At 69.7% G+C, this 19,691-nt stretch carries 23 protein-coding genes; 14 read left to right on the forward strand and 9 right to left on the reverse strand.

The features are described from left to right. Window positions 1–25: 25 nt before the first annotated feature. Window positions 26–1,525 (reverse strand): MFS transporter, encoded by a 1,500-nt coding sequence (locus OG738_RS05825; RefSeq protein ID WP_329051854.1) that lies wholly within the window; start codon window positions 1,523–1,525, stop codon window positions 26–28. Window positions 1,526–1,644: 119 nt separating this feature from the next. Between OG738_RS05825 and OG738_RS05830 the strand changes: the two genes are divergently transcribed. The 3 genes from OG738_RS05830 (at window position 1,645) to OG738_RS05840 (ending at window position 3,496) form a co-directional block, all read left to right on the forward strand. Further along, entirely contained in the window at window positions 1,645–2,310 is a 666-nt protein-coding gene (locus OG738_RS05830; RefSeq protein WP_329051855.1) for a TetR/AcrR family transcriptional regulator, read from the forward strand. A gap of 86 nt (window positions 2,311–2,396) precedes the next feature. Further along, on the forward strand, window positions 2,397–3,233 hold the full coding sequence (locus tag OG738_RS05835) for a helix-turn-helix domain-containing protein (RefSeq protein ID WP_329051856.1): 837 nt from the start codon (window positions 2,397–2,399) through the stop codon (window positions 3,231–3,233). 17 nt (window positions 3,234–3,250) lie between these two features. Then, window positions 3,251–3,496, forward strand: coding sequence for a DUF397 domain-containing protein (locus OG738_RS05840; protein WP_442875931.1), 246 nt, complete (start codon window positions 3,251–3,253; stop codon window positions 3,494–3,496). Here OG738_RS05840 and OG738_RS05845 read toward each other — a convergent pair. Then, a complete protein-coding gene (locus tag OG738_RS05845; RefSeq protein ID WP_329051859.1) occupies window positions 3,480–3,674 on the reverse strand; it encodes a PspC domain-containing protein in 195 nt (64 codons plus the stop codon). The two genes, OG738_RS05840 and OG738_RS05845, sit on opposite strands and share 17 nt — an antisense overlap. A 253-nt stretch (window positions 3,675–3,927) precedes the next feature. Here OG738_RS05845 and OG738_RS05850 point away from each other — a divergent pair, with 253 nt between their 5' ends. From OG738_RS05850 to OG738_RS05870, 5 genes are all read left to right on the forward strand, one after another. Next, on the forward strand, window positions 3,928–4,824 hold the full coding sequence (locus OG738_RS05850; protein ID WP_329051861.1) for a hypothetical protein: 897 nt from the start codon (window positions 3,928–3,930) through the stop codon (window positions 4,822–4,824). A 117-nt stretch (window positions 4,825–4,941) separates the two neighbouring features. Then, on the forward strand, window positions 4,942–5,301 hold the full coding sequence (locus OG738_RS05855) for a YciI family protein (RefSeq protein ID WP_329051863.1): 360 nt from the start codon (window positions 4,942–4,944) through the stop codon (window positions 5,299–5,301). Then, window positions 5,301–6,506 (forward strand): RNA polymerase sigma factor, encoded by a 1,206-nt coding sequence (locus tag OG738_RS05860; RefSeq protein ID WP_329051864.1) that lies wholly within the window; start codon window positions 5,301–5,303, stop codon window positions 6,504–6,506. The genes OG738_RS05855 and OG738_RS05860 overlap by 1 nt, the downstream gene beginning before the upstream one ends. Then, complete coding sequence (locus OG738_RS05865) at window positions 6,503–7,009, forward strand: polyketide cyclase (protein WP_329051865.1); 507 nt, start codon at window positions 6,503–6,505, stop codon at window positions 7,007–7,009. Before OG738_RS05860 ends, OG738_RS05865 begins: the two co-directional genes overlap by 4 nt. Then, window positions 7,006–7,575, forward strand: a complete 570-nt coding sequence (locus OG738_RS05870) for a dihydrofolate reductase family protein (RefSeq protein WP_329051866.1) — start codon at window positions 7,006–7,008, stop codon at window positions 7,573–7,575. Before OG738_RS05865 ends, OG738_RS05870 begins: the two co-directional genes overlap by 4 nt. Window positions 7,576–7,626: 51 nt before the next feature. Here the strand turns inward: OG738_RS05870 and OG738_RS05875 are convergent, their stop codons facing one another. The 6 genes from OG738_RS05875 to OG738_RS05900 all read right to left on the reverse strand — a co-directional run bounded on the left by OG738_RS05875 (window position 7,627) and on the right by OG738_RS05900 (window position 14,041). Then, the gene (locus tag OG738_RS05875; RefSeq protein ID WP_329051868.1) at window positions 7,627–8,808 is read right to left on the reverse strand and encodes an ABC transporter ATP-binding protein; all 1,182 of its coding nucleotides are present in this window, start codon (window positions 8,806–8,808) and stop codon (window positions 7,627–7,629) included. 4 nt (window positions 8,809–8,812) lie between these two features. Next, on the reverse strand, window positions 8,813–9,652 hold the full coding sequence (locus OG738_RS05880; RefSeq protein WP_329051870.1) for a carbohydrate ABC transporter permease: 840 nt from the start codon (window positions 9,650–9,652) through the stop codon (window positions 8,813–8,815). Beyond that, window positions 9,652–10,623: a carbohydrate ABC transporter permease gene (locus OG738_RS05885; RefSeq protein WP_329051871.1), complete on the reverse strand. Its 972-nt coding sequence runs from the start codon at window positions 10,621–10,623 to the stop codon at window positions 9,652–9,654. The genes OG738_RS05880 and OG738_RS05885 overlap by 1 nt, the downstream gene beginning before the upstream one ends. Then, complete coding sequence (locus OG738_RS05890; RefSeq protein WP_329051873.1) at window positions 10,620–11,942, reverse strand: ABC transporter substrate-binding protein; 1,323 nt, start codon at window positions 11,940–11,942, stop codon at window positions 10,620–10,622. Before OG738_RS05890 ends, OG738_RS05885 begins: the two co-directional genes overlap by 4 nt. Before the next feature lie 258 nt (window positions 11,943–12,200). After that, window positions 12,201–12,725, reverse strand: coding sequence for a general stress protein (locus OG738_RS05895; protein ID WP_329051876.1), 525 nt, complete (start codon window positions 12,723–12,725; stop codon window positions 12,201–12,203). 119 nt (window positions 12,726–12,844) lie between these two features. Further along, on the reverse strand, window positions 12,845–14,041 hold the full coding sequence (locus OG738_RS05900; RefSeq protein ID WP_329051877.1) for an acyl-CoA dehydrogenase family protein: 1,197 nt from the start codon (window positions 14,039–14,041) through the stop codon (window positions 12,845–12,847). Window positions 14,042–14,174: 133 nt separating this feature from the next. Between OG738_RS05900 and OG738_RS05905 the strand changes: the two genes are divergently transcribed. Beyond that, the gene (locus tag OG738_RS05905) at window positions 14,175–14,549 is read left to right on the forward strand and encodes a DUF4190 domain-containing protein (protein WP_329051879.1); all 375 of its coding nucleotides are present in this window, start codon (window positions 14,175–14,177) and stop codon (window positions 14,547–14,549) included. Window positions 14,550–14,582: 33 nt separating this feature from the next. Next, window positions 14,583–15,206: a DUF4190 domain-containing protein gene (locus tag OG738_RS05910; RefSeq protein WP_329051880.1), complete on the forward strand. Its 624-nt coding sequence runs from the start codon at window positions 14,583–14,585 to the stop codon at window positions 15,204–15,206. On the opposite strand, the gene OG738_RS05915 is transcribed toward OG738_RS05910, so the two are convergent. Further along, window positions 15,203–16,117, reverse strand: a complete 915-nt coding sequence (locus OG738_RS05915) for a slipin family protein (protein WP_329051881.1) — start codon at window positions 16,115–16,117, stop codon at window positions 15,203–15,205. The two genes, OG738_RS05910 and OG738_RS05915, sit on opposite strands and share 4 nt — an antisense overlap. A 140-nt stretch (window positions 16,118–16,257) precedes the next feature. Here OG738_RS05915 and OG738_RS05920 point away from each other — a divergent pair, with 140 nt between their 5' ends. The 4 genes from OG738_RS05920 to OG738_RS05935 all read left to right on the forward strand — a co-directional run bounded on the left by OG738_RS05920 (window position 16,258) and on the right by OG738_RS05935 (window position 19,671). After that, window positions 16,258–16,455 (forward strand): hypothetical protein, encoded by a 198-nt coding sequence (locus OG738_RS05920; protein WP_329051882.1) that lies wholly within the window; start codon window positions 16,258–16,260, stop codon window positions 16,453–16,455. Between the two features lie 290 nt (window positions 16,456–16,745). Continuing rightward, window positions 16,746–18,023, forward strand: coding sequence for a magnesium transporter MgtE N-terminal domain-containing protein (locus OG738_RS05925; protein ID WP_329051883.1), 1,278 nt, complete (start codon window positions 16,746–16,748; stop codon window positions 18,021–18,023). Further along, window positions 18,016–18,516: a DUF1003 domain-containing protein gene (locus OG738_RS05930; protein ID WP_329051884.1), complete on the forward strand. Its 501-nt coding sequence runs from the start codon at window positions 18,016–18,018 to the stop codon at window positions 18,514–18,516. Before OG738_RS05925 ends, OG738_RS05930 begins: the two co-directional genes overlap by 8 nt. Window positions 18,517–18,525: 9 nt before the next feature. Then, complete coding sequence (locus tag OG738_RS05935) at window positions 18,526–19,671, forward strand: Mrp/NBP35 family ATP-binding protein (RefSeq protein ID WP_329051886.1); 1,146 nt, start codon at window positions 18,526–18,528, stop codon at window positions 19,669–19,671. Window positions 19,672–19,691 lie beyond the last annotated feature (20 nt).

Here is a 19,691-nt window from a genome sequence, read left to right on the forward strand (position 1 = left end):
AGGGCCGGGAAGGTTCAAGCGGACGTCACATGTGCACGGCGCCGGGAGCGGCTTCGCCCTTCGGGACGCCCGGGCGCAGCAGCAGGCCGCTGAGCACCGCGCCGACCGCGAAGATCACCGCGGCCCAGGTGAACGCCGTCGTGTAGCTCTCGATCGCCGCTTCGGCCGCCAGTTGCGGGGTGGGGACCTTGCCCGCCAGGTAGGACGTCGCCGCGTTGCCGGCCAGCGTCGACAGCAGCGCCGTGCCGATCGAGCCGCCGACCTGCTGCATCGTGTTGACCGCGGCCGACGCGACCCCCGCGTCGTGCGCCTCGACGCCGAACGTCGCGACGCTCATCGCCGGCGCCATCGCCAGGCCGATGCCGAAGCCCATCACCAGCAGCGGGCCGAGCACGCCGGACGCGTACGTGCTGTCGAGGCCGATGCCGCTCAGCCAGAACAGGCCGACCGCCGCGATCGCCATGCCGGTCGGGACCAGCGGACGCGGGCCGAAGCGGGGCAGCAACACGGCCGTCGCCGTCGTCGCGGACAGCATCAGCGTCGCGACCATCGGGAGGAAGCCGACGCCGCTCTCGATCGGGGTGAAGCGAAGGTTCTGCTGCACGTAGAACGTCAGGAACAGGAAGATCGCGAACATGCCGATGGCCAGCAGGAACATCGCCAGGTACGAGCCGCCGCGGTTGCGGTCCAGCAGCACGCGCAGCGGGAGCAGCGGGTGCGAGACGCGCTGTTGCAGCCACACGAACACGCCCAGCAGCACGACGCCGGCCGTGAGGAAGCCCCACACCGACACCGACGACCACGAGTCCGACTCGGCGTTCGCGAAGCCGTAGACCAGCGCGAACAGACCGGCCGACGCGGCGACCGTGCCCGGCAGGTCGAGCTTCGGCCGCGGGCCGGCGTCACGCTGGTTGCGCAGCAGGACCGAGCTGCCGACGAACGCGGCGACGGCGAAGATGATGTTCACGAACATGCACCAGCGCCAGTCGAGGTACTCGGTGAGCACCCCGCCGAGCAGCAGCCCGACCGCCGCGCCGCCACCGCCGATGGCGCCGAACACGCCGAACGCGCGGGCGCGTTCCTTCGGGTCGGTGAAGGTCGTGGTGAGCAGCGAAAGTGCGGCCGGCGCGAGCAGCGCGCCGAACACCCCCTGGGCCGCACGGGCGATCAGCAGCATTTCGATGTTGCTCGCCGCGCCGCCGAGAGCGGAGACGGCGGCGAAGCCGGCCAGGCCGACGAGCAGCGTGTTCTTGCGGCCGAAGAGGTCGGCGAGGCGGCCGCCGAGCAGCAGCAGGCTGCCGAACGCGAGCGCGTACGCCGTGACGACCCACTGGCGGGCGTCGTTGGAAAAGCCCAGGTCGACCTGGGCGGACGGCAGCGCGATGTTCACGACGGTCGCGTCCAGCACCACCATCAGCTGCGCCAGGCCGATCATCACCAGGATCAGCCACCGTCTGGCGTGGTTCGGGTTGTCGTCGGCGCGCGCGTCCCCCGGCGGCGCGACGGCGAGCGTGGATTCGGACATGGGTGTCCCCTCACTGCGAGTGATCAAGACAGTATGTGGAGTAGGTATCTCCCCTTACGCGACCCAAGGTACACAAGAACCGGAGAAGGTGCCTCTACTTGATTGGTAGACTGGGACGCATGACACGGGACGCAGGTCCCGCCGCACCGGCGCGGCCGCTGCGGCGCGACGCCGAACTCAACCGCCGCCGCATCCTCGCGTCGGCCCGGGAAGTGTTCGGCCGGCGAGGGCTCGAAGCCACGCTGGACGACATCGCCCACCACGCCGGCCTGGGTGTCGGCACGGTCTACCGCCGGTTTCCCAGCAAGGAACACCTGGTCGAGGCCATGTTCGCCGAACGGATGGAAGAGATCGGCGACCTCGCCGAGAAGGCGTTGAAGGCCGAGGACGCGTGGCAGGCGTTCGTCGACTTCACCTGGAAGTCGATCGAGCTCCACTCGGGCGACCGCGGGCTGCGCGAGATCATGCTGTCCAACAAGTTCGGCCACGAGCACGTCGCGGAAGAGAAAGCCCGCATGGTGCCGTTGATCACACAGCTCGTCGAGCGGGCCAAGGCGGCGGGCGGCCTGCGCGCCGACTTCTCCCCGACGGACATCCCCCTGCTGCACATGATGATCGGCTCGGCGATCGAGTTCACGTCCGCGGTGGAGCCGGACCTGTGGCGCCGCTGCCTGGGGATGCTCCTGGACGGGCTGCGCGCGCAGCCGGGCAAGCCCTCCGAGCTGCCGCACCCGCCGCTCGACGTGGACGAAGTCGACGAAGCGATGTCCTGCTGGCGCCCCTGATGGGGTGATCGGCGCGGGATCCCGGCGCCGCCCTCCCGCCCGGACACTGCACCCCGCGCGATCATGGCGACGGGGGGGTGCGCGGGTTGGCGTATTACAGCGTTCCGGCGATTCGGCGGCTGCAGCTCGGACGGGAGCTGAAGTCCTGGCGCGAGAAAGCCGGGCTGACGCTGGAACAGGCGGGCGGCGACCTCGACATTTCGAAGAGCACGCTGTCGCGGCTGGAGAAGGGGCAGGGGGCGATCCACCCGCTGCACGCGCGGGCGATGGCCGAGTTGTACCGGGTGCCCGAGGACGACCTCGTGGAGCTGGTCGAGATCGCGCGGGAGGCGAGGCGGCCGAGCGAGAACCGCATCGAAGGGGTATCGGCCAACAGCTATCCGGCGCTCGAGACGGAGGCGGTTTCGGTCCGCAACTTCGAGCTGGCGTACGTGCCGGGGCTCCTCCAGACCGAGAGCTTCGCGCGCGCCTTGTATGCGCACCACGGCACCCGCGAACGCAACCACAAGCTTCACGTGCGGATGCGCCGCTGCGAGCGGCTGAAGGGCGAGGACCCGCTGCGGCTGCACGCCATCGTGGACGAGACCGCGCTGGTCCGGCCCATCGCGGAGGCGCACGTGCTGGTCGCACAATTGCTGCACATGATCGAGATGGCCGAGCTGCCCAACGTGAAGATGCAGGTCGTCGCCGCTGAGACCGGAATCTACCGCGGCTTGCGGGGCGCCTTTTCGCTGCTCAGCTTCCCGCCGGACACGATCGGCGATCTCGGGTACGTGGACCACGCGGCAGGAAGCCTGCAGTTGGTCAAGCCGAGCCAGGTCGCCGAACTTTCCCGGCGGTTCAAGGACATTGGTAAGCTCGCGCTGAGTGAGGCGGAGTCCTGCGATCTCCTGCTCCGGCTCGCGGACCGGCTGAGTGAGTAGGAGCGAGCGTGGACCGGATGGTGTGGCGCAAGAGCAGCTATAGCGGTGACGAGAACCAGGCTTGTGTCGAAGTAGCGTTCGCTTGGCGGAAGAGCAGCTACAGCGGCAACGAAAACACCGCCTGCGTCGAGGTTGCCTTTACTCCGCACACCCCCATCCCGGCCGTCGCCGTACGGGACTCGAAAGACCCGCACGGCCCGCACCTCGCCGTCGACCCCACCTCCTGGCGGGGCTTCCTCACCTCCGTCACTCGGACGGGATGATCGCCCACAGGATCAGGTAGGCCACGAACTGCGGCCCGGGCAGCAGGCAGGACAGCACGGCCAGCAGCCGCACGGTGCCGGTCCTCATGCCCCATCGCCGGGCCAGGCCGGCGCACACGCCGCCGATCATGCGGCCGTGGCGGGGGCGGGACAGCCGGGTGGTGGCCGGTGCGCTCATCGTCTTTTCCCTTTCCTCGAAGTTCCGATATCTCCACTTCACCACCGGAGTACCCACTTCCGCATCGCTCGCGGGAAGGATCGCTCCCTTAGGGGACGGTAAAAACGAAAACCGCTCAGAAGCCGTCGCGAAACCCGGGAAACCGGCGTGTAATCCGATGACCTGCGCGTTCTCCGGACAGGCCACGAAAAATCTTGGGAGATGTCCCCGTCAGGGCTGGTTTTTCGCCTCGATGCGGTGATACTTGCTCACCGTGTACCCGCGTCTGAATTCCTTGGTCGTCGCGATGGCCTGTGCGCTCCTCGCCGCCGGGTGCGCGAAGGCCCAGACCGCTCCCGAGACGTCGTCGGGGCCCACGCCGCTGACGGCGGCCGCCGCGCTCGGGGACTTCTCGACCGTCGACTACTGCAGCCTGCTCGACGTGCCGTCCGTCGCGCCCGGCGCGGTCGCCACCCCGACGTTCGAGAACTGCCGGGCCGACATCGGCCCGCGCACGATCCTCGTCGGGCCGCTGGCCTTCGACTCCGACCCGAACATCAAGCCCTACGCCTACCTCGGACCGGTGCCCGACGGCGTCGCGATCCAGCAGTCGATGTTCAACGACCGCAGCGCGTGCACCCGCGCGATCACCTTCGCCGACGGCAACCGGCTCGACCTGTCGGTCACCGACACCGGCAACGACCAGGCCGCGCGCTGCGGCGTCGCGGACGCGGCCGTCGGCTCGGTACTGACCGCGGTCACGGCGAACAAGGTGGGCAGGCTGATCTTCCCGGACCGCTCGTGGGGCCTGGTGGCGCCGTGCGCGCTGCTGGACGACCACGCCCTGGACGACGTCGCGGGCGCCGGTGCCCGGCCGGCGACGGGACTGTCCGGGCACAGCTGCATCCGCGGCAAGGTGAGCCTCAAGCTGACGGTGGAGACGGACGCCCCGTCCGGCACGCCCGAGACGCTCGGCGGGCGCGCGGCCCGGATCCGCGTCGCGGGCGCGTTCTGCCTGGTGGACACGACCCAGCCGGCGGCGGGCCTGCCGGGCCACCGCGAGCTGGCGGAGCTGAGCGTCGTGGAGACGGCGGGCACCGCGGGCGACGGCACGTGCGCACTGGCCCGCACCGCGGCGAACGTCATCCTGGCCCGGCTCCCGAAGGCGTAGCCCGGCTCGGCACGTCCTCGGAAATTCTTCTCCGGGGTGATGTCGAATGACGGCCGTCCGGTTCGTAGCCAGGATGAGAGACCGGTACCTGACCGGTCGCCGTCGAAGGAGCCCCAGATGAAGCAGTACCTGCTCGCCGTCCAGTTCGACGAAAGCGCGCCGCCGGAGCCCGAGGACGCCGTGCGGGCCATGATGGCCCGGACCGGCAAGGTCACCGACGAGATGAAGAGCGCCGGCGCCTGGGTGTTCGTCGGCGGCCTGCAGCACTCGGACGCCTCGACGGTCGTCCGCACCGCCGGTGGCAAGACCGCCTTCACCGACGGCCCGTTCGCCGAGACCAAGGAACAGCTCGGCGGCTTCTGGGTCATCCAGGTCGAGGACCTCGACAAGGCGCTGGCCTGGGCCGAGAAGTGCTCGATCGCCTGCGGGCAGCCGATCGAGGTGCGCCCGTTCGACGACGGCTCGCGTCGGCGCTGATGGACCTCGACGACGTCTACCGGGCGGAGTACGGCCGGTGCGTGGCCACCCTGACGCGTCTCCTGGGAGACATCGGGCTCGCCGAGGAGGCCGTGCAGGACGCGTTCGCAGTGGCCGTCACGAAGTGGGCCGGCGCGCTGCCGCCCAACCCCGGCGCGTGGATCGTCACCACGGCCCGCCACCGGGCGATCGACCGCCTGCGCCGGGAGTCCACCCGCGAAGCCCGGCACGCGCAGGCACTCCTGCTGCACGAACCCGGCGAACCCGAGGAGGTGGGACCCGTGCGCGACGACCAGCTCCGCCTGATCTTCACCTGCTGCCACCCGGCGCTCTCGCCGCTCGCGCAGACGGCACTCACCCTGCGGCTGCTCGGCGGCCTCGAGGTGCCGGAGATCGCCCGCGCGTACCTCGTGCCGGAAGCGACCATCTCACAGCGGATCGTCCGCGCGAAGAAGAAGATCCGCGACGCCGGCATCCCCTACCGGGTACCGGACGCCGCCGAGCTGCCCGACCGGCTGGCGCCGGTGCTCACGGTGCTTTACCTGGTCTTCAACGAGGGATACGCGTCGACGTCCGGGGAGCTGCTGCGGACGGACCTGTGCGCCGACGCCGTCCGCCTGGCGCGGGCGCTCGCCGAGCTGATGCCGGACGAGCCGGAGGTGCTCGGCCTGCTGGCGCTGCTCCTGCTCACCGAAGCCCGGCGGCCGGCGCGCGTGGGCCCGTCGGGTGAGCTGGTGGTGCTCGCGGAGCAGGACCGGTCGCGGTGGAACCACGAGCTGATCGCCGAAGGGCACGACCTGGTCCGGCGGTGCCTGCGCCGCAACCAGCCGGGGCCGTACCAGCTGCAGGCGGCGATCAACGCCGTGCACACCGATGGGCCGTCGACGGACTGGACGCAGGTGCTGGCGCTGTACGACCAGCTGCTGGCCCAGACCCCGACGCCGATCGTCGCGCTCAACCGCGCGGTCGCCGTCGCCGAGGTGCACGGGCCGGCCCTGGCGCTGGCGAGCATCGAGGACGTGGACCTGCCGGGCTACCACCTGCTGCCCGCCACCCGCGCGGACCTGCTCGCCCGCCTGGGCCGGACCGCCGAGGCCGTCGCGGCCTACGACGAGGCGATCGCCTTGGCCGGCAACGAAACCGAACGCACCTTCCTGCGGACGCGGCGAGCGCGCCTGGCACCTGGGGAAAGGAAGCAGCCATGACCACGCAGTCCACTGTGGACGGAGAGCGGGTGAGCGCCACGCTGGTGTTCGCCGCGCCCGCCGCGACGGTGTTCGCGGTGCTGGCGGACCCGGCGACGCACGCCTCGATCGACGGCACCGGCTGGGTCGAGCAGCCGCTCGACCCAGCGCCGCTGACCGAGGTGGGGCAGCTCTTCCGGATGGGCATGTACCACGCCGATCACCCCGACGGGCATTACCGAGTCGTCAACAAGGTCGAGCTCTTCGACGCGCCGCGCACCATCGGCTGGCTGACCGGCTCCGAGAAGGACGACGGCGAGCCGGAGTTCGGCGGCTGGCTCTGGCGCTACGACCTGACGCCGCTGAGCCCGGCCGAAGCCGAGGTCACGCTCACCTACGACTGGTCGGGCGTGCCCCGGTTCGTCCGTGACCGCGGCATCCGGTTCCCGCCCTTCGGGCCCGACCACCTCGCGAACTCACTCCACCACCTGGCCGAACTCACCTCTTCGAGGAGCGCATCATGACCACCACCTACACCTTCGACGTCTTCTCCAGCCTCGACGGCTTCGGCAGCCACCACGGCGACTGGGGCGGCTACTGGGGCAAACAGGGCCCGGAGCTGCTCGCGCACCGCCTCGCCCAGTACGACGTGGACCAGCGGATGGTCTTCGGCGCCCACACCTTCCGGCTCAACGCGAAGATGCTGAGCGGGAGACCCGAAACGCTCGACCCGTGGGTGGCCCGGCTGCGGACCCTGCCGGCCACCGTCGTGTCGAACACCCTGGCAGGGCCGTTCGACTGGCCGGACGCGACGGTCGAGAGCGGGGACGCCGTCGACGTCGTCGCGCGGCTCAAGGAGGAGTCCGATGTGCCGCTGCGGTCGCACGGCAGCCTGTCGCTGAACCGGGCGCTGCTGGCGGCCGGGCTCGTCGACCGCGTCCAGGTGACGCTCTACCCCGTCATCACCGGCAAGACCGGCGAACGCCCGATCTTCGCCGGGGTGGCGGACTTCGACCTCGAGCTGCTCGAGAGCCGCACGCTCGACGGCCACATCCAGGAGCTGATCTACCGCCCCACGCTGCACTCCTGAAACGCCGTGAAGGCCACCTCGGCGAGCGAGGCGGCCTTCACGGGATCGGGACTAGTCCTCGTAGGTGAGGTTCTTGCCGTTCGACGGGTCGAACAGTTTGATCTTGTCCGCGTCGTACCAGATTTCGAGGTCCGCGTTCTCCGCCGCGGACGACTCCGCCGACAGCCGGGCCACGATCTGGGACTCCGCGCCCGGGACGTCGGACGAGCCGCTGTCCGCGGCCAGCTCCGCCAGCTCCTCGGACGTCGCGACGTCACCCTCCAGCGTGAAGTGGGCGAACTTCTCCGAACCCATCGACTCCAGCACGTCGATGTGCGCGGTGAACGTGCCGCCGCCGGTCTTCTGGCCGGCCTCGACCAGCGCCGCGTCCTCGAAGTGCTCCGGCCGGATGCCGACGATCAGCTCGCGCGGCGCGTTCGCCTTCTCCACCAGCTGGCGGACGCGGTCCGTCAGCGGCGTCGTGCCCAACGCACTCCGCAGTTCGTTGTTCTCCAGCGTCGCCGGGACGAAGTTCATCGACGGCGAGCCGATGAACCCGGCGACGAACAGGTTCGCCGGGTTGTCGTAGAGGAACTGCGGCGCACCGATCTGCTGCACGTACCCGCCGCGCAGCACCACGACCCGGTCGCCCAGGGTCATGGCCTCGGTCTGGTCGTGCGTGACGTACAGCGTCGTCGTGCCGAGCTGCTTCTGGATCTTCGACACCGACGTCCGCATCTGGCCGCGCAGCTTGGCGTCCAGGTTGGACAGTGGCTCGTCCATCAGGAACGCCTTGGGGCTGCGGACGATCGCCCGGCCCATCGCGACGCGCTGCCGCTGGCCACCGGAGAGGTTGGCCGGCTTGCGGTCCAGGTGCTGGGTCAGGTCGAGGATCGTCGCCGCTTCCTCCACCTTCGCCCGGACCGTCTTGTCGTCCACTTTGGCCAGCCGCAGCGGGAACGCCATGTTCTCCCGGACGCTCATGTGCGGGTAGAGCGCGTAGGACTGGAACACCATCGCGATGTCCCGGTCCTTCGGGGCCTTCTCGTTGACGCGCTTGCCGTCGATGCGCAGCTCGCCGGAGGAGATGTCCTCCAGGCCGGCCACCATGTTCAGCGTCGTCGACTTCCCGCAGCCGGACGGGCCGACCAGGATGATGAACTCGCCGTCGGCGACGGTGATGTCCACTTCGGACACCGCGAGCGCGCCGTCGGGGTACTTCTTCGACACCTTGTCGAGGACGATTTCAGCCATAGCGCTACCCCTTCACCGCACCGGAGGTCAGCCCCGCCACGATGCGACGCTGGAAGAACAACACGAACACAATGATCGGGATGGTGATCACGACCGCGGCCGCGCTCACCTGCCCGGTCGGGTCTTCGAACTGCGACGACCCGGTGAAGAACGACAGCGCCGCCGGCACCGTGCGCGACGCCGTGGTCGACGTCAGCGAGATGGCGAACAGGAAGTCGTTCCAGCAGAAGATGAACACCAGGATCGCGGTGGTGAACACGCCCGGCGCGGCCAGCGGCGCGATCACCCGCCGGAACGCCTGGGCCGGCGTGGCGCCGTCCATCTTCGCCGCCTTTTCCAGCTCCCACGGGATCTCCCGGAAGAACGCCGAGAGCGTGTAGATCGACAGCGGCAGGGCGAACGTGATGTACGGCAGGATCAGGCCCGGCCAGGTGTCGAACAGGTGCAGGTTCCGCTCGATGTTGAACAGCGGCGTCACCAGCGACACCTGCGGGAACATCGCGATCAGCAGCGAAAGCCCGACCAGCAGCTGCTTGCCGGGGAACTCGAGCCGCGCGATCGCGTACGCGGCCATCGTGCCGAGCACCACCGCGATCAGCGTCGAGATGATCGCGATGCCGATCGAGTTGACCAGCGCCCGCAGGAACTCCGAGGTCTGGAAGATGTCCGCGTAGTTCTGCCAGGTCCACGACTGCGGGATGAAGCTCCCGTCGGTCAGCGTGTCCTTGGTCTTGAACGACAGCGAAAGCACCCACAGCACCGGTACCAGCGCGAACACCAGCACGAGGATGTCGACCAGGCCCCACCTGAGCTTGCGGCCCGTCGTGACGGTTCCCATCACCATCAGCGCTTACCCCCGTCGTCCGAACCCGGTGCGGCCGTGCCGAACACCTTGATGAAGATGAAGGCGATGATCGCCACGGTGATGAAGATCAGCACCGCCATCGTCGACCCGATCCCGAGGTTGAGGCCCTTGACCAGGTTGTCGTAGGTCTGCATGGACACCGAGCCGGTGTCCTGCGCGCCGCCGGTGAGCACGTAGATGTTGTCGAAGATCCGGAACGCGTCGAGCGTGCGGAACAGCAGCGCCACCAGGATCGCCGGCTTCATCACCGGCAGCATCACCTTCGTGAACCGCTGCCACGCGCTCGCGCCGTCCATCGCCGCGGCCTTGAGCAGGTCGTCCGGCACCAGCGCGAGGCCGGCCATCAGCAGCAGCGCCATGAACGGCGTGGTCTTCCACACCTCGGCGCCGATGATGATGAACAGCGACGGCCACTGCTCGGTGAGCGGGGCCGCGTCCGAGGCCAGCCAGTTCGCCAGGTAGCCGGTCTTCGGCGTCCACGCGTAGTACCACGAGAACGCCGCGACGACCGTGACGATGCCGTACGGGATCAGGGCGACCGTGCGGACCAGGCCGCGTCCGACGAGCGTCCGGTGCATGATCAGCGCCAGCGCCATGCCGAGCACGAACTCGATCGCCACCGACACCACGGTCAGGAACATCGTGGTGCCGAACGCCGTCCACCAGTAGGAGTTGGACAGCACGGCCCCGTAGTTGTCGAAGCCGACGAACTGCTGCTGCGCGGGGAACCGCAGGTCGTAGCGCTGCAGCGACAGCCAGATCGAATAGACGATCGGGTAGCCGGTGACCGCGATCATCACGACGAACGCGGGCGCGCACAGCCAGAGCCCGAGCCGCCGTTCGGCCTTCTTGCCTTCGGAGAGGGCGGGTTTGCCCTTCTTGTGGGACGTCGCCTCCTTGGCGACCGTGGCCCCGGCGGTGCCGGCCGGGGTCGAGTCCTGAACGGTCACGGGATCACTCCCTTCGACTGGAGCGCGTCGTTCAGCTGCTCGCGCAGCTTGTTCGCGGTCGCCTGCGGATCGATGTCGGCCGGCGGCGAAAGGACCTTGGACATCACCGTCGACATGTTCTGGTACGCCGGGGTCAGCGGCCGCACCGCGGCGTCCTTGATGGCGTCGATGATCGCGTCGCGCATCGGGTACTTGAGCGCCATGTTCGGGTTGTCGGCGCTCGCCGGCTTCGACGGGTCGAGCGGCGTGTCGTTGTGGTACACCGATTCGATGGTCGGCGGCACGCCGTCGTTGATCGCCGAGAACTTCTGGTTGTCGGCGTTCCGCAGGCACAGCGCCGCTTCGAACGCCTCGGGCTTGTGCTGCGACAGCGAGCTGACGCCGAGGTCGTACCCACCGATCGTGGTCTTGGCCGGCGTGCCCGGCAGGGCCTCGGGGTAGACGGCCCACTTGAAGTGCGAGACGTCCTGCGCCTTGTCCTTGGCGTAGGAGGCGTAGACGAACGGCCAGTTCAGCTCGAACGCGGCGTCACCGCGCTGGAACGTCTGCCGGACGTCGTCCTCCTTCGAGTTGGTCAGCGACGGGTCGGTGATCCCCGACGACGCGATGGTCTTCAGCAGGGCCAGCGCCTTCACGGCGCCGTCGTCCAGGACCACGGACTTGCCGTCTTCGGACAGGATGTGCCCGCCCATCGAGTTGACCAGCGTGTTGTAGAAGACGACGAGGCCTTCGTACTGGGCGCCGGTGAACACGATGCTGTACGGCTTGCCCTGCGCCTTCAGCTCCTTCGACTTGGCGATCATCTCGTCCCACGTCTTCGGGGGCGTCGGCGTGATCCGGTCGTCGTACCAGAGCAGCTGGACGTTGGTGTTCTTCGTGGCCGCGTAGAGCTTCCCGTTGTAGGTCGCCGTTTCCAGCGGCCCCTGCAGGACGCCCTCGGTCGCCGCGGCCTTGTTCTGGTCCGTCCACTCCTCGACCCAGCCGGCTTCGGCGAACTCCGAAACCCAAGTCACGTCGAGGCCGAGGACGTCCATCGCGGTGTCGCCCGCGGCGAGCCGCCGGGCCATCTGCAGGCGCTGGTCGTCCGCGCCGCGCTGCAGCTTGTTGTAGACGATTTCGTACTTCCCGTTCGCCGCCTTGTTGCAGTTGTCGACGACTTTCTGGAAGCTGTCTTCCGGCGCGTAGTAGACGTTGATCTTCAGTCCGCCGCTCGAACCGCAACCGGCGAGCATGCCGGTCACCAGAGCCCCTGCCCCCAGCAGGACCGCGGTACGGCCGGGCGAGCGCCCCCGTTTGCCCGCGCCGATCCTCTTCCCCATAAGGCCTCCTCACCCGCGTGCACGCCGGATACCGTGGTGCCCGGTGGGGGCACCACGACGCGATGAGGCGAAACCGCGCCAGCACCCCGACGTGCTAGTGCTCGGGCCGCCGCGCTGGTAGGGCGAGGCCGCCCGACTGGTGTCGGACAACTTATGCCGGGCGATCACACCCCGCAAGCAGTATCGGTAACGATTCAGCCCACTGCAGACTGAACTGTGATTTTTCCCTGGTATTGGCCGCGTTTTCCAGGGGTTCTTTCAGATGTTCGCGGGTGGCGGCTTGAGCGCGAGCTTGGCGAGCAACTCCCGGGCCCGCTCGGCCGTTCGCGGCTGGCACAGGACGTCGTAGCGGCCGGCGACGAGCTGACTCGCCGAGGAGAAGTCCCGCCGCCCGCGCGACATGCTGTACCCGATGGCGGCGAACATCAGCCCGGAGAGGACGCCGAGCACGAGCCCGGTCAGCACCTGCAGCGCGAAGCCCTGGTTGACGAACAGCCCGAGCAGCAGCCCCGCGAACAGGCCGAACCAGGCCCCGGAGACGGCGCCGGTGGCGAGCACCCGGCCCCAGCTGAGCTTCCCGATGACCCGCTCGACGAGCATCAGGTCCACCCCGACGATCGTGACGTCGCCGACGGAGAACTCGCTGTCCGCGAGGAAGTCGACGGCCTGCTGCGCCTCGCCGTAGGTCGCGTACGACCCGATCGGCCAGCCGGTCGGCGGGGTCGGCAGCCGCGGCAGGCCGCCGGGCGCCGGGCGCCCGCCAAAGGGACTACTCACCATCATCACCTGCGCACTCGTGGGTCCGGACGTCCATCTTGTCAAGAACGCCCGGACCTTGCGAGCCGCTTACCCCGAAAGGCCGGGCGCCGATTGTCGCCGTATCGACAATCGGCGCCGGTCCGTCAGGAGCGGGACTTGTACTCCCGCAGCAGGCCGCGGCTGATGATGGTCTTCTGGATCTCGCTCGTGCCCTCGCCGATCAGCAGGAACGGCGCCTCGCGCATCAGGCGTTCGATCTCGTACTCCTTCGAGTACCCGTAGCCGCCGTGGATGCGGAACGAGTCCTGGGTGACCTCCGCGCAGTACTCCGACGCGATCAGCTTCGCCATCCCCGCTTCGACGTCGTTGCGCTCGCCCGAGTCCTTGAGCCGGGCCGCGTTCACCATCATCAGGTGGGCCGCCTCGACCTTCGTCGCCATCTCCGCCAGCTTGAACGCCACCGCCTGGTGCTCGGCGATCGCCTTGCCGAACGTCTTGCGCTGCTGGGCGTACTCGACCGCTAGCTCGAACGCGCGGATCGCGATGCCGCACGCCCGCGCCGCGACGTTGACGCGGCCGACCTCGACACCGTCCATCATGTACGCGAAGCCCTTGCCCGGCGCCTCGCCCAGCACCATGTCCGCGCCGATCCGGTAGCCGTCGAAGACCGCTTCCGTGGTGTCGACGCCCTTGTAGCCCATCTTGTCGATCTTGCCGGGGATGGTCAGCCCCGGCGCGACCTCGCCGAAGCCCTCCGGCTTCTCGACGAGGAACGTCGTCAGGTTCTGGTGCGCCTTCTCGGCACCCTCGTCCGTCTTGACCAGCAGCGCGATCAGGTTCGACGAGCCGCCGTTGGTCAGCCACATCTTCGAGCCGTCGATGACGTAGCCGTCGTCGGTCCTCTTGGCCTTCGTCTTGATCGCGGCGACGTCCGACCCGAGGTCCGGCTCCGACATCGAGAACGAGCCGCGCACCTCGCCGGTGGCCATCCGCGGCAGGAAGTGCCGCTTCTGGGCTTCGGTGCCGTGGCGGGAGATCATGTGCGCCACGATGAAGTGGGTGTTGATCACGCCGGACACGCTCATCCAACCCCGCGCGATCTCCTCGACGACCAGCGCGTAGGTCAGCAGCGACTCGCCGAGCCCGCCGTACTCCTCCGGGATGGTGATCCCGAACAGGCCCATCTCCTTCATGCCCTCGACGATGTCCGCCGGGTAGGTGTCGGAGTGCTCGAGCTCCTGCGCGTGCGGGATGACCTCCTTGTCCACGAACGAGCGGACGGTCGCGAGGATCTCCGACTGCACGTCGGTGAGGCCGGCAGTCTGGGCGAGACGGGCCATCACGGCTCCCTTTCCATTTGCGACGCCGGCTCCCGGCGCTGGGGTTACCGGTGAGTATGACCCGAATCCCCCGACCCTGCTATGAGGGCGCTCACGATCCGCACCGTAGAGTCCCCCGCGGAGGGGAACGATCATGAGCCAGCCGTACGACCCGAACAATCCTTACGGTCAGCAGTACCCGACCGGCGGTTACCAGCAGCCCGGGTACCCGCAGTACCCCGGCTACCCGGGCGGGATGCAACGTCCGCCGGACGGGCCCGGGCTCGCGATCGGCGCGCTGATCTGCTCGATCCTCGGGATCTTCGTGTGCCTGCTGATCGGCATCGCGGGCATCGTGATGGGCCACATCGCCTACGGCAAGGCCAAGCGCGGCGAAGCGGAGGGCCAGGGCGTCGCGATGGCCGCGTTCATCGTGGGTTACGTCGGGATCGGGCTCAACGTCCTGCTGCTGATCTTCCTCTTCGGGATCGGCTTCACCGGTGGCTTCCTCCACTCGATCAACGGCTAAGTTGAGGTCCTGCACGCACCGAGGGGACCCGCCATGACCGACCCGTCCGGGGACAAGGACCGTCCGGCCGCCGACCCGGCCGCGTCGTACGACCCGCCGCCGACCGCGGAACCCGCGCCGTACGCGCCGGAGAACTACGACCCGCCCGCGGACCACAGCACGGCCGCGGACACGACGGCTTCCGGCCCGGCCGTCTCGGACACCGCGGCCGCCCCGCAGCAGCCCGGCGAGTTGCCGCCCGGTGCGTTCCAGACCCCGGCCGCGCACATCCCCGGCACGCCGTACACCGCGCCGGGCCAGCCACAGCCCACCTACCAGTACCAGCACCCCTACTCACCGCCGCCGCCCTACGGTCAGCCGTACGGCGGCCCGGCGCCCTACGGCCAGGCGCCGTACGCCCCCGGCCCGCCGCACCGGCAGGACAACGCGCTGGCGATCGGCGCGCTGGTCTGCTCGATCCTCGGCTTCTGCTCCGGCGTCACCGCGATCGCGGGGCTGGTCATGGGCCACATCGCGCTGAGCAGGACCAACCGCGGCGAAAGCGGCGGCCGCGGGATGGCCACGGCCGCCGTGATCGTCGGCTACGTCGTGATCGCGCTCTGGGTCGGCTTCTTCACCACCCTGATCGTCCTCGGCGCGAACGGCCAGCTGAACTAGTCCGCGGGCAGCACCGCGTCACCGGGGCTGCGCGGCGACGGCGTCGCGTGGCCGTTCGCCTCCGGCTTGGCCTCCCCGGCTTCGGGTTCCCCGAGTTCGAGCTCCGGCTGGGGTTCGGGCGCCTCGGCCGCCGGTGTCGCAGGCTCCGCTGTCGCGGGCTTCGGCGTCTGCGCGTCGAGGAACCGCAGCAGCTCCACCGGGAAGGGCAGCACCAGCGTCGAATTCTTCTCCGACGACACCTGCACGACCGTCTCCAGCAGCCGCAGCTGCAACGCCGCCGGGGTGTCGGCCATCTGCGCGGCGGCCTGGGAAAGCTTGTACGACGCCTGCAGCTCACCGTCGGCGGAGATGACGCGCGCGCGCCGTTCCCGCTCCGCCTCGGCCTGCCGCGACATCGAGCGCTTCATCGCCTCCGGCAGCGCGACGTCCTTGATCTCGACGCGGTCGATGTGGATGCCCCAGTCCAGCGCCGGGCTGTCGATCATCAGCTCCAGGCCCTCGTTGAGGCGTTCACGGTTGGAAAGCAGGTCGTCGAGGTCGCTCTTGCCGATGATCGAGCGCAGCGACGTCTGCGCGACCTGGCCGACCGCCGACCGGTAGTCCTGGACGTTGACCGCCGCGACGACCGGGTCGATGACCTTGAAGTAGACGACCGCGTCGACCCGGACGGTGACGTTGTCCCGGGTGATGCCGTCCTGGGCGGGCACCGGCATGGTCACGATCTGCATGTTGACCTTCTGCATCCGGTCCACGAACGGCACGAGCAGGTTCAGGCCCGGGTCCGCGACCCGCGGCCGCACCCGCCCGAACCGGAAGACCAGCCCGCGTTCGTACTGCTTCACGACGCGCACGCCGGCCGCGAGCCAGGCTCCGCCCGCGATGACGACGACGCTGAGGATCTCCACGACCATGGCTGCTCCCCGGGGTTGCGTTGTTCCCCTGAAAACTCAGCGTACGCCCGTCCCGACCAGGGCGAAACGCGCTGGACGCCCTGCCGGACCTCGCCGCCGGGTACGCCCGGAAGTGGGGCCTGACGTTCGAGGGCGAGGCGATGCACGGTTGCGTCGGCGTGGCGCAGCCCGCGCGGCTCGCCGACGGCACGCCGGTGGTGCTGAAACTCGGCCGGCGCGACGAAGAGTCCACCGACGAGCCGCTCGCACTGTCCACATGGGCCGGTCGAGGTGCGGTGCTGCTGCTGGAGTCTGCCCCGGACGACGGCGTCCCGCCGGTGGCCTCGAGTGGGGCGTGATCCCCGTTGTTCTGGAACCGCTTCACCGAGTCCACACTGGACGAACGGTTCGCGCTGATCGTCGCTTCGCAGGAGCTGGACGCCGCGAAGGCGCACGCCTGGACGCTCGTACGCGCCGTGCAGAACTTGGATGTGGTCGCTCGAGGAATCCGCCGAGAGCGACGACCCGGCGTTTCTCGCTGTGACATGCGGGGCTCCGCCCCGGGCCGGGGGCTCCGCCACGCGGGCCCCCGAAAGATGTCCGGTGGCGGAAATCGCCCCCTGGGCAGCCAGCAGATAGTGTCAGCGCCATGGCCGCGGTCAACAGGGTTTTCGCTGCTCAGCTGTCCGGGTTGCCGGTTTTCGGGCCGGACGGCGAATCCATCGGCCGGGTCCGCGACCTGGTCGCCGGCTTGCGCCTGGACGCCCAGCCGCCGCGGATCCTCGGGCTGGTCGTCGAGCTGACCACGCGCCGGCGCGTCTTCGTGCCGATGCTGCGGGTCACCTCGATCGAGCCGAGCGCCGTGACGCTCGCCACCGGCTCGGTCAACATGCGCCAGTTCAACCAGCGTCCCAACGAGGTCCTGGTGCTCGGCCAGCTGCTCGACGCGCACGCGACGCTGGCCGGGTCGGAGACGCGGATCACCGTCGTCGACGCCGGGATGGAGCCGACCCGCACCCGCGACTGGGTGCTGGCCAAGCTCGCCATCCGCGAGCGGCGGGTCGGGCTGGGCCGCCGTCGCGCCGCGATGCAGGTGCTGCCCTGGTCGGAGGTCGCCGGGCTGGGGCTGGCCGACCTCGGGGCCCAGCCCCAGGGCGCCGGCCAGCTGCTCATGCTCTTCGACACGATGCGCCCGGCCGACATCGCCGCGACCGTCCGCGACCTGCCGCTGAAACGCCGGCACGAGGTCGCCGACGCGATGGACGACGAGCGCCTCGCCGACGTCATCGAAGAGCTGCCGGACGACGACCAGAAGGAGCTGCTGGCCTACCTGGCCGAGGAGCGCGCCGCCGACGTCCTCGAGGCGATGAACCCCGACGACGCCGCCGACCTGCTGGCCGAGCTGGCCCCGGCCGAGCAGCGCCGGCTGCTGGAGCTGATGGAGCCGGAGGAGTCCGCGCCGGTCAGGCGGCTGCTGGAGTACTCGTCCGACACCGCGGGCGGCCTGATGACCCCGGAGCCGGTGGTGCTGACGCCGGACACGACGATCGCCGAGGCGCTGGCCCACATCCGCAACGCCGAGCTGCCGCCCGCGCTGGCGAGCATGGTGTTCGTCTGCCGGCCGCCGACCGCGACGCCGACCGGGCGCTACGTCGGCGTCGTCCACTTCCAGCGGCTCCTGCGCGAGCCGCCCGCCGAGCTCGTGGCCAGCGCCGTGGACACCGGGCTGCCGCCGCTGCAGCCGCGCGCGTCGCTGGCCGAGGTCACGAGGTACTTCGCGGCCTACAACCTGACCTGCGGACCGGTCGTCGACACCGAGGACCACCTGATCGGCGCGGTGACCGTCGACGACGTCCTCGACCACCTGCTGCCGGAGGACTGGCGCGAGACCGGGCTGCACGACACCTTGGAGGAAGACCGTGCCTGAGCCGACTTCGGGACGGCGGCTCGACCAGCCCCGCAGCCAGGCCCGGTTCAAGCTGAACATCGACCCGGACACCTTCGGGCGGTTCACCGAGCGGATCGCGCGGTTCCTCGGCACCGGCAAGTACCTGTTCTGGCAGACGCTGCTCGTGATCGTCTGGATCGTGCTGAACCTCGCCGCGGTGTCGCTGCGCTGGGACCCGTACCCGTTCATCCTGCTCAACCTGGCCTTTTCGACGCAGGCGGCGTACGCGGCGCCGCTGATCCTGCTCGCGCAGAACCGGCAGGACGACCGCGACCGCGTCTCGCTGGAAGAGGACCGGAACCGGGCCCTGCAGACGAAGGCGGACACGGAATACCTGGCCAGAGAGCTGGCGGCGCTGCGGCTGGCGGTCGGCGAGGTGGCAACGCGGGACTACCTGCGCAGCGAGCTGGACCGGCTGCGGGAGGACCTGGACGTCAAGCCCAGGAAGCCGCGCACTCCTACCGGTACGTAACATGGACTGGTGACCAGTACGCAGCAGCTCCCCAGCGTCGACGACGTCCGCAGCGCGCTGAAGAGCGTGCAAGACCCGGAGATCCGGAAACCCATCACGGACCTGGGGATGGTCAAGGACGTGGTCGTCGGCGACGACGGCGTCGTCACCGTCGGGATCTACCTGACGGTGGCCGGCTGCCCGCTGAAGGCGACGTTGACGAACGACACCAAGGAAGCCGTCTCGAAGCTCCCGGGCGTCGCCGACGTGCGGGTCGAGCTGGACGTCATGAGTGACGAGCAGCGCACCGAGCTGCGGAAGTCGCTGCGCGGGGACGCGGCCGAGCCGGTCATCCCGTTCGCGCAGCCGGGCTCGATGACGCGGGTGTACTGCGTGGCGTCGGGCAAGGGCGGCGTCGGCAAGTCGTCGGTGACGGTGAACCTGGCCGCGGCGATGGCCGCCCGCGGGCTGTCGGTGGGCGTCGTGGACGCGGACATCTACGGCCACTCGATCCCCCGCATGCTGGGCGCGCGCGAGAAGCCGACCAAGGTCGAGACGATGATCATGCCGCCGCAGGCCCACGGCGTGAAGGTGATCTCGATCGGCATGTTCACCCCGGGCAACACCCCGGTGGTGTGGCGCGGCCCGATGCTGCACCGCGCACTGCAGCAGTTCCTCGCGGACGTGTTCTGGGGCGACCTGGACATCCTGCTGCTGGACCTCCCGCCGGGCACCGGCGACATCGCGATCTCGGTGGCCCAGCTGATCCCGAACGCGGAGATCCTGGTGGTCACGACCCCCCAGCAGGCCGCGGCGGAGGTGGCCGAGCGGGCGGGTGCGATCGCGCTGCAGACGCGTCAGCGCGTCGCGGGCGTCATCGAGAACATGTCGTGGCTGGAGACGCCTTCCGGCGAGCGCCTGGAGATCTTCGGCTCGGGCGGCGGGCAGGCGGTGGCCGACTCGCTGACCAAGTCGATCGGATCCGCGGTCCCGCTGCTGGGCCAGATCCCGATGGACCCGCGCATGGTTTCCCAGGGCGACGCGGGCGAGCCGCTGGTGCTGGTCGAGCCGGACGCGCCGGCGTCGGTGGTGCTGAAGGAAGCCGCGAAGAAGCTGACGGTCAAGGCCCGCGGCCTGGCCGGGATGATGCTGAACGTGACCCCCGCGGGCCGCTGACCGTCGAAGGCCACCTCCGC

This window comes from Amycolatopsis sp. NBC_01488, assembly GCF_036227105.1.
In the GTDB taxonomy this organism is placed as follows: Bacteria; Actinomycetota; Actinomycetes; order Mycobacteriales; family Pseudonocardiaceae; genus Amycolatopsis.

What these genes read in the sequence shown, in the direction of transcription:
- OG738_RS05890 (WP_329051873.1), bottom strand. Translation starts at nt 11,942, where the DNA reads ATGGGGAAGAGGATCGGCGCGGGCAAACGGGGGCGCTCGCCCGGCCGT.
- OG738_RS05905 (WP_329051879.1), top strand. Translation starts at nt 14,175, where the DNA reads ATGAGCCAGCCGTACGACCCGAACAATCCTTACGGTCAGCAGTACCCG.
- OG738_RS05915 (WP_329051881.1), bottom strand. Translation starts at nt 16,117, where the DNA reads ATGGTCGTGGAGATCCTCAGCGTCGTCGTCATCGCGGGCGGAGCCTGG.
- OG738_RS05880 (WP_329051870.1), bottom strand. Translation starts at nt 9,652, where the DNA reads ATGGTGATGGGAACCGTCACGACGGGCCGCAAGCTCAGGTGGGGCCTG.
- OG738_RS05865 (WP_329051865.1), top strand. Translation starts at nt 6,503, where the DNA reads ATGACCACGCAGTCCACTGTGGACGGAGAGCGGGTGAGCGCCACGCTG.
- OG738_RS05895 (WP_329051876.1), bottom strand. Translation starts at nt 12,725, where the DNA reads ATGATGGTGAGTAGTCCCTTTGGCGGGCGCCCGGCGCCCGGCGGCCTG.
- OG738_RS05920 (WP_329051882.1), top strand. Translation starts at nt 16,258, where the DNA reads ATGCACGGTTGCGTCGGCGTGGCGCAGCCCGCGCGGCTCGCCGACGGC.
- OG738_RS05840 (WP_442875931.1), top strand. Translation starts at nt 3,251, where the DNA reads ATGGTGTGGCGCAAGAGCAGCTATAGCGGTGACGAGAACCAGGCTTGT.
- OG738_RS05860 (WP_329051864.1), top strand. Translation starts at nt 5,301, where the DNA reads ATGGACCTCGACGACGTCTACCGGGCGGAGTACGGCCGGTGCGTGGCC.
- OG738_RS05825 (WP_329051854.1), bottom strand. Translation starts at nt 1,525, where the DNA reads ATGTCCGAATCCACGCTCGCCGTCGCGCCGCCGGGGGACGCGCGCGCC.
- OG738_RS05830 (WP_329051855.1), top strand. Translation starts at nt 1,645, where the DNA reads ATGACACGGGACGCAGGTCCCGCCGCACCGGCGCGGCCGCTGCGGCGC.
- OG738_RS05925 (WP_329051883.1), top strand. Translation starts at nt 16,746, where the DNA reads ATGGCCGCGGTCAACAGGGTTTTCGCTGCTCAGCTGTCCGGGTTGCCG.
- OG738_RS05875 (WP_329051868.1), bottom strand. Translation starts at nt 8,808, where the DNA reads ATGGCTGAAATCGTCCTCGACAAGGTGTCGAAGAAGTACCCCGACGGC.
- OG738_RS05845 (WP_329051859.1), bottom strand. Translation starts at nt 3,674, where the DNA reads ATGAGCGCACCGGCCACCACCCGGCTGTCCCGCCCCCGCCACGGCCGC.
- OG738_RS05900 (WP_329051877.1), bottom strand. Translation starts at nt 14,041, where the DNA reads ATGGCCCGTCTCGCCCAGACTGCCGGCCTCACCGACGTGCAGTCGGAG.
- OG738_RS05855 (WP_329051863.1), top strand. Translation starts at nt 4,942, where the DNA reads ATGAAGCAGTACCTGCTCGCCGTCCAGTTCGACGAAAGCGCGCCGCCG.
- OG738_RS05870 (WP_329051866.1), top strand. Translation starts at nt 7,006, where the DNA reads ATGACCACCACCTACACCTTCGACGTCTTCTCCAGCCTCGACGGCTTC.
- OG738_RS05910 (WP_329051880.1), top strand. Translation starts at nt 14,583, where the DNA reads ATGACCGACCCGTCCGGGGACAAGGACCGTCCGGCCGCCGACCCGGCC.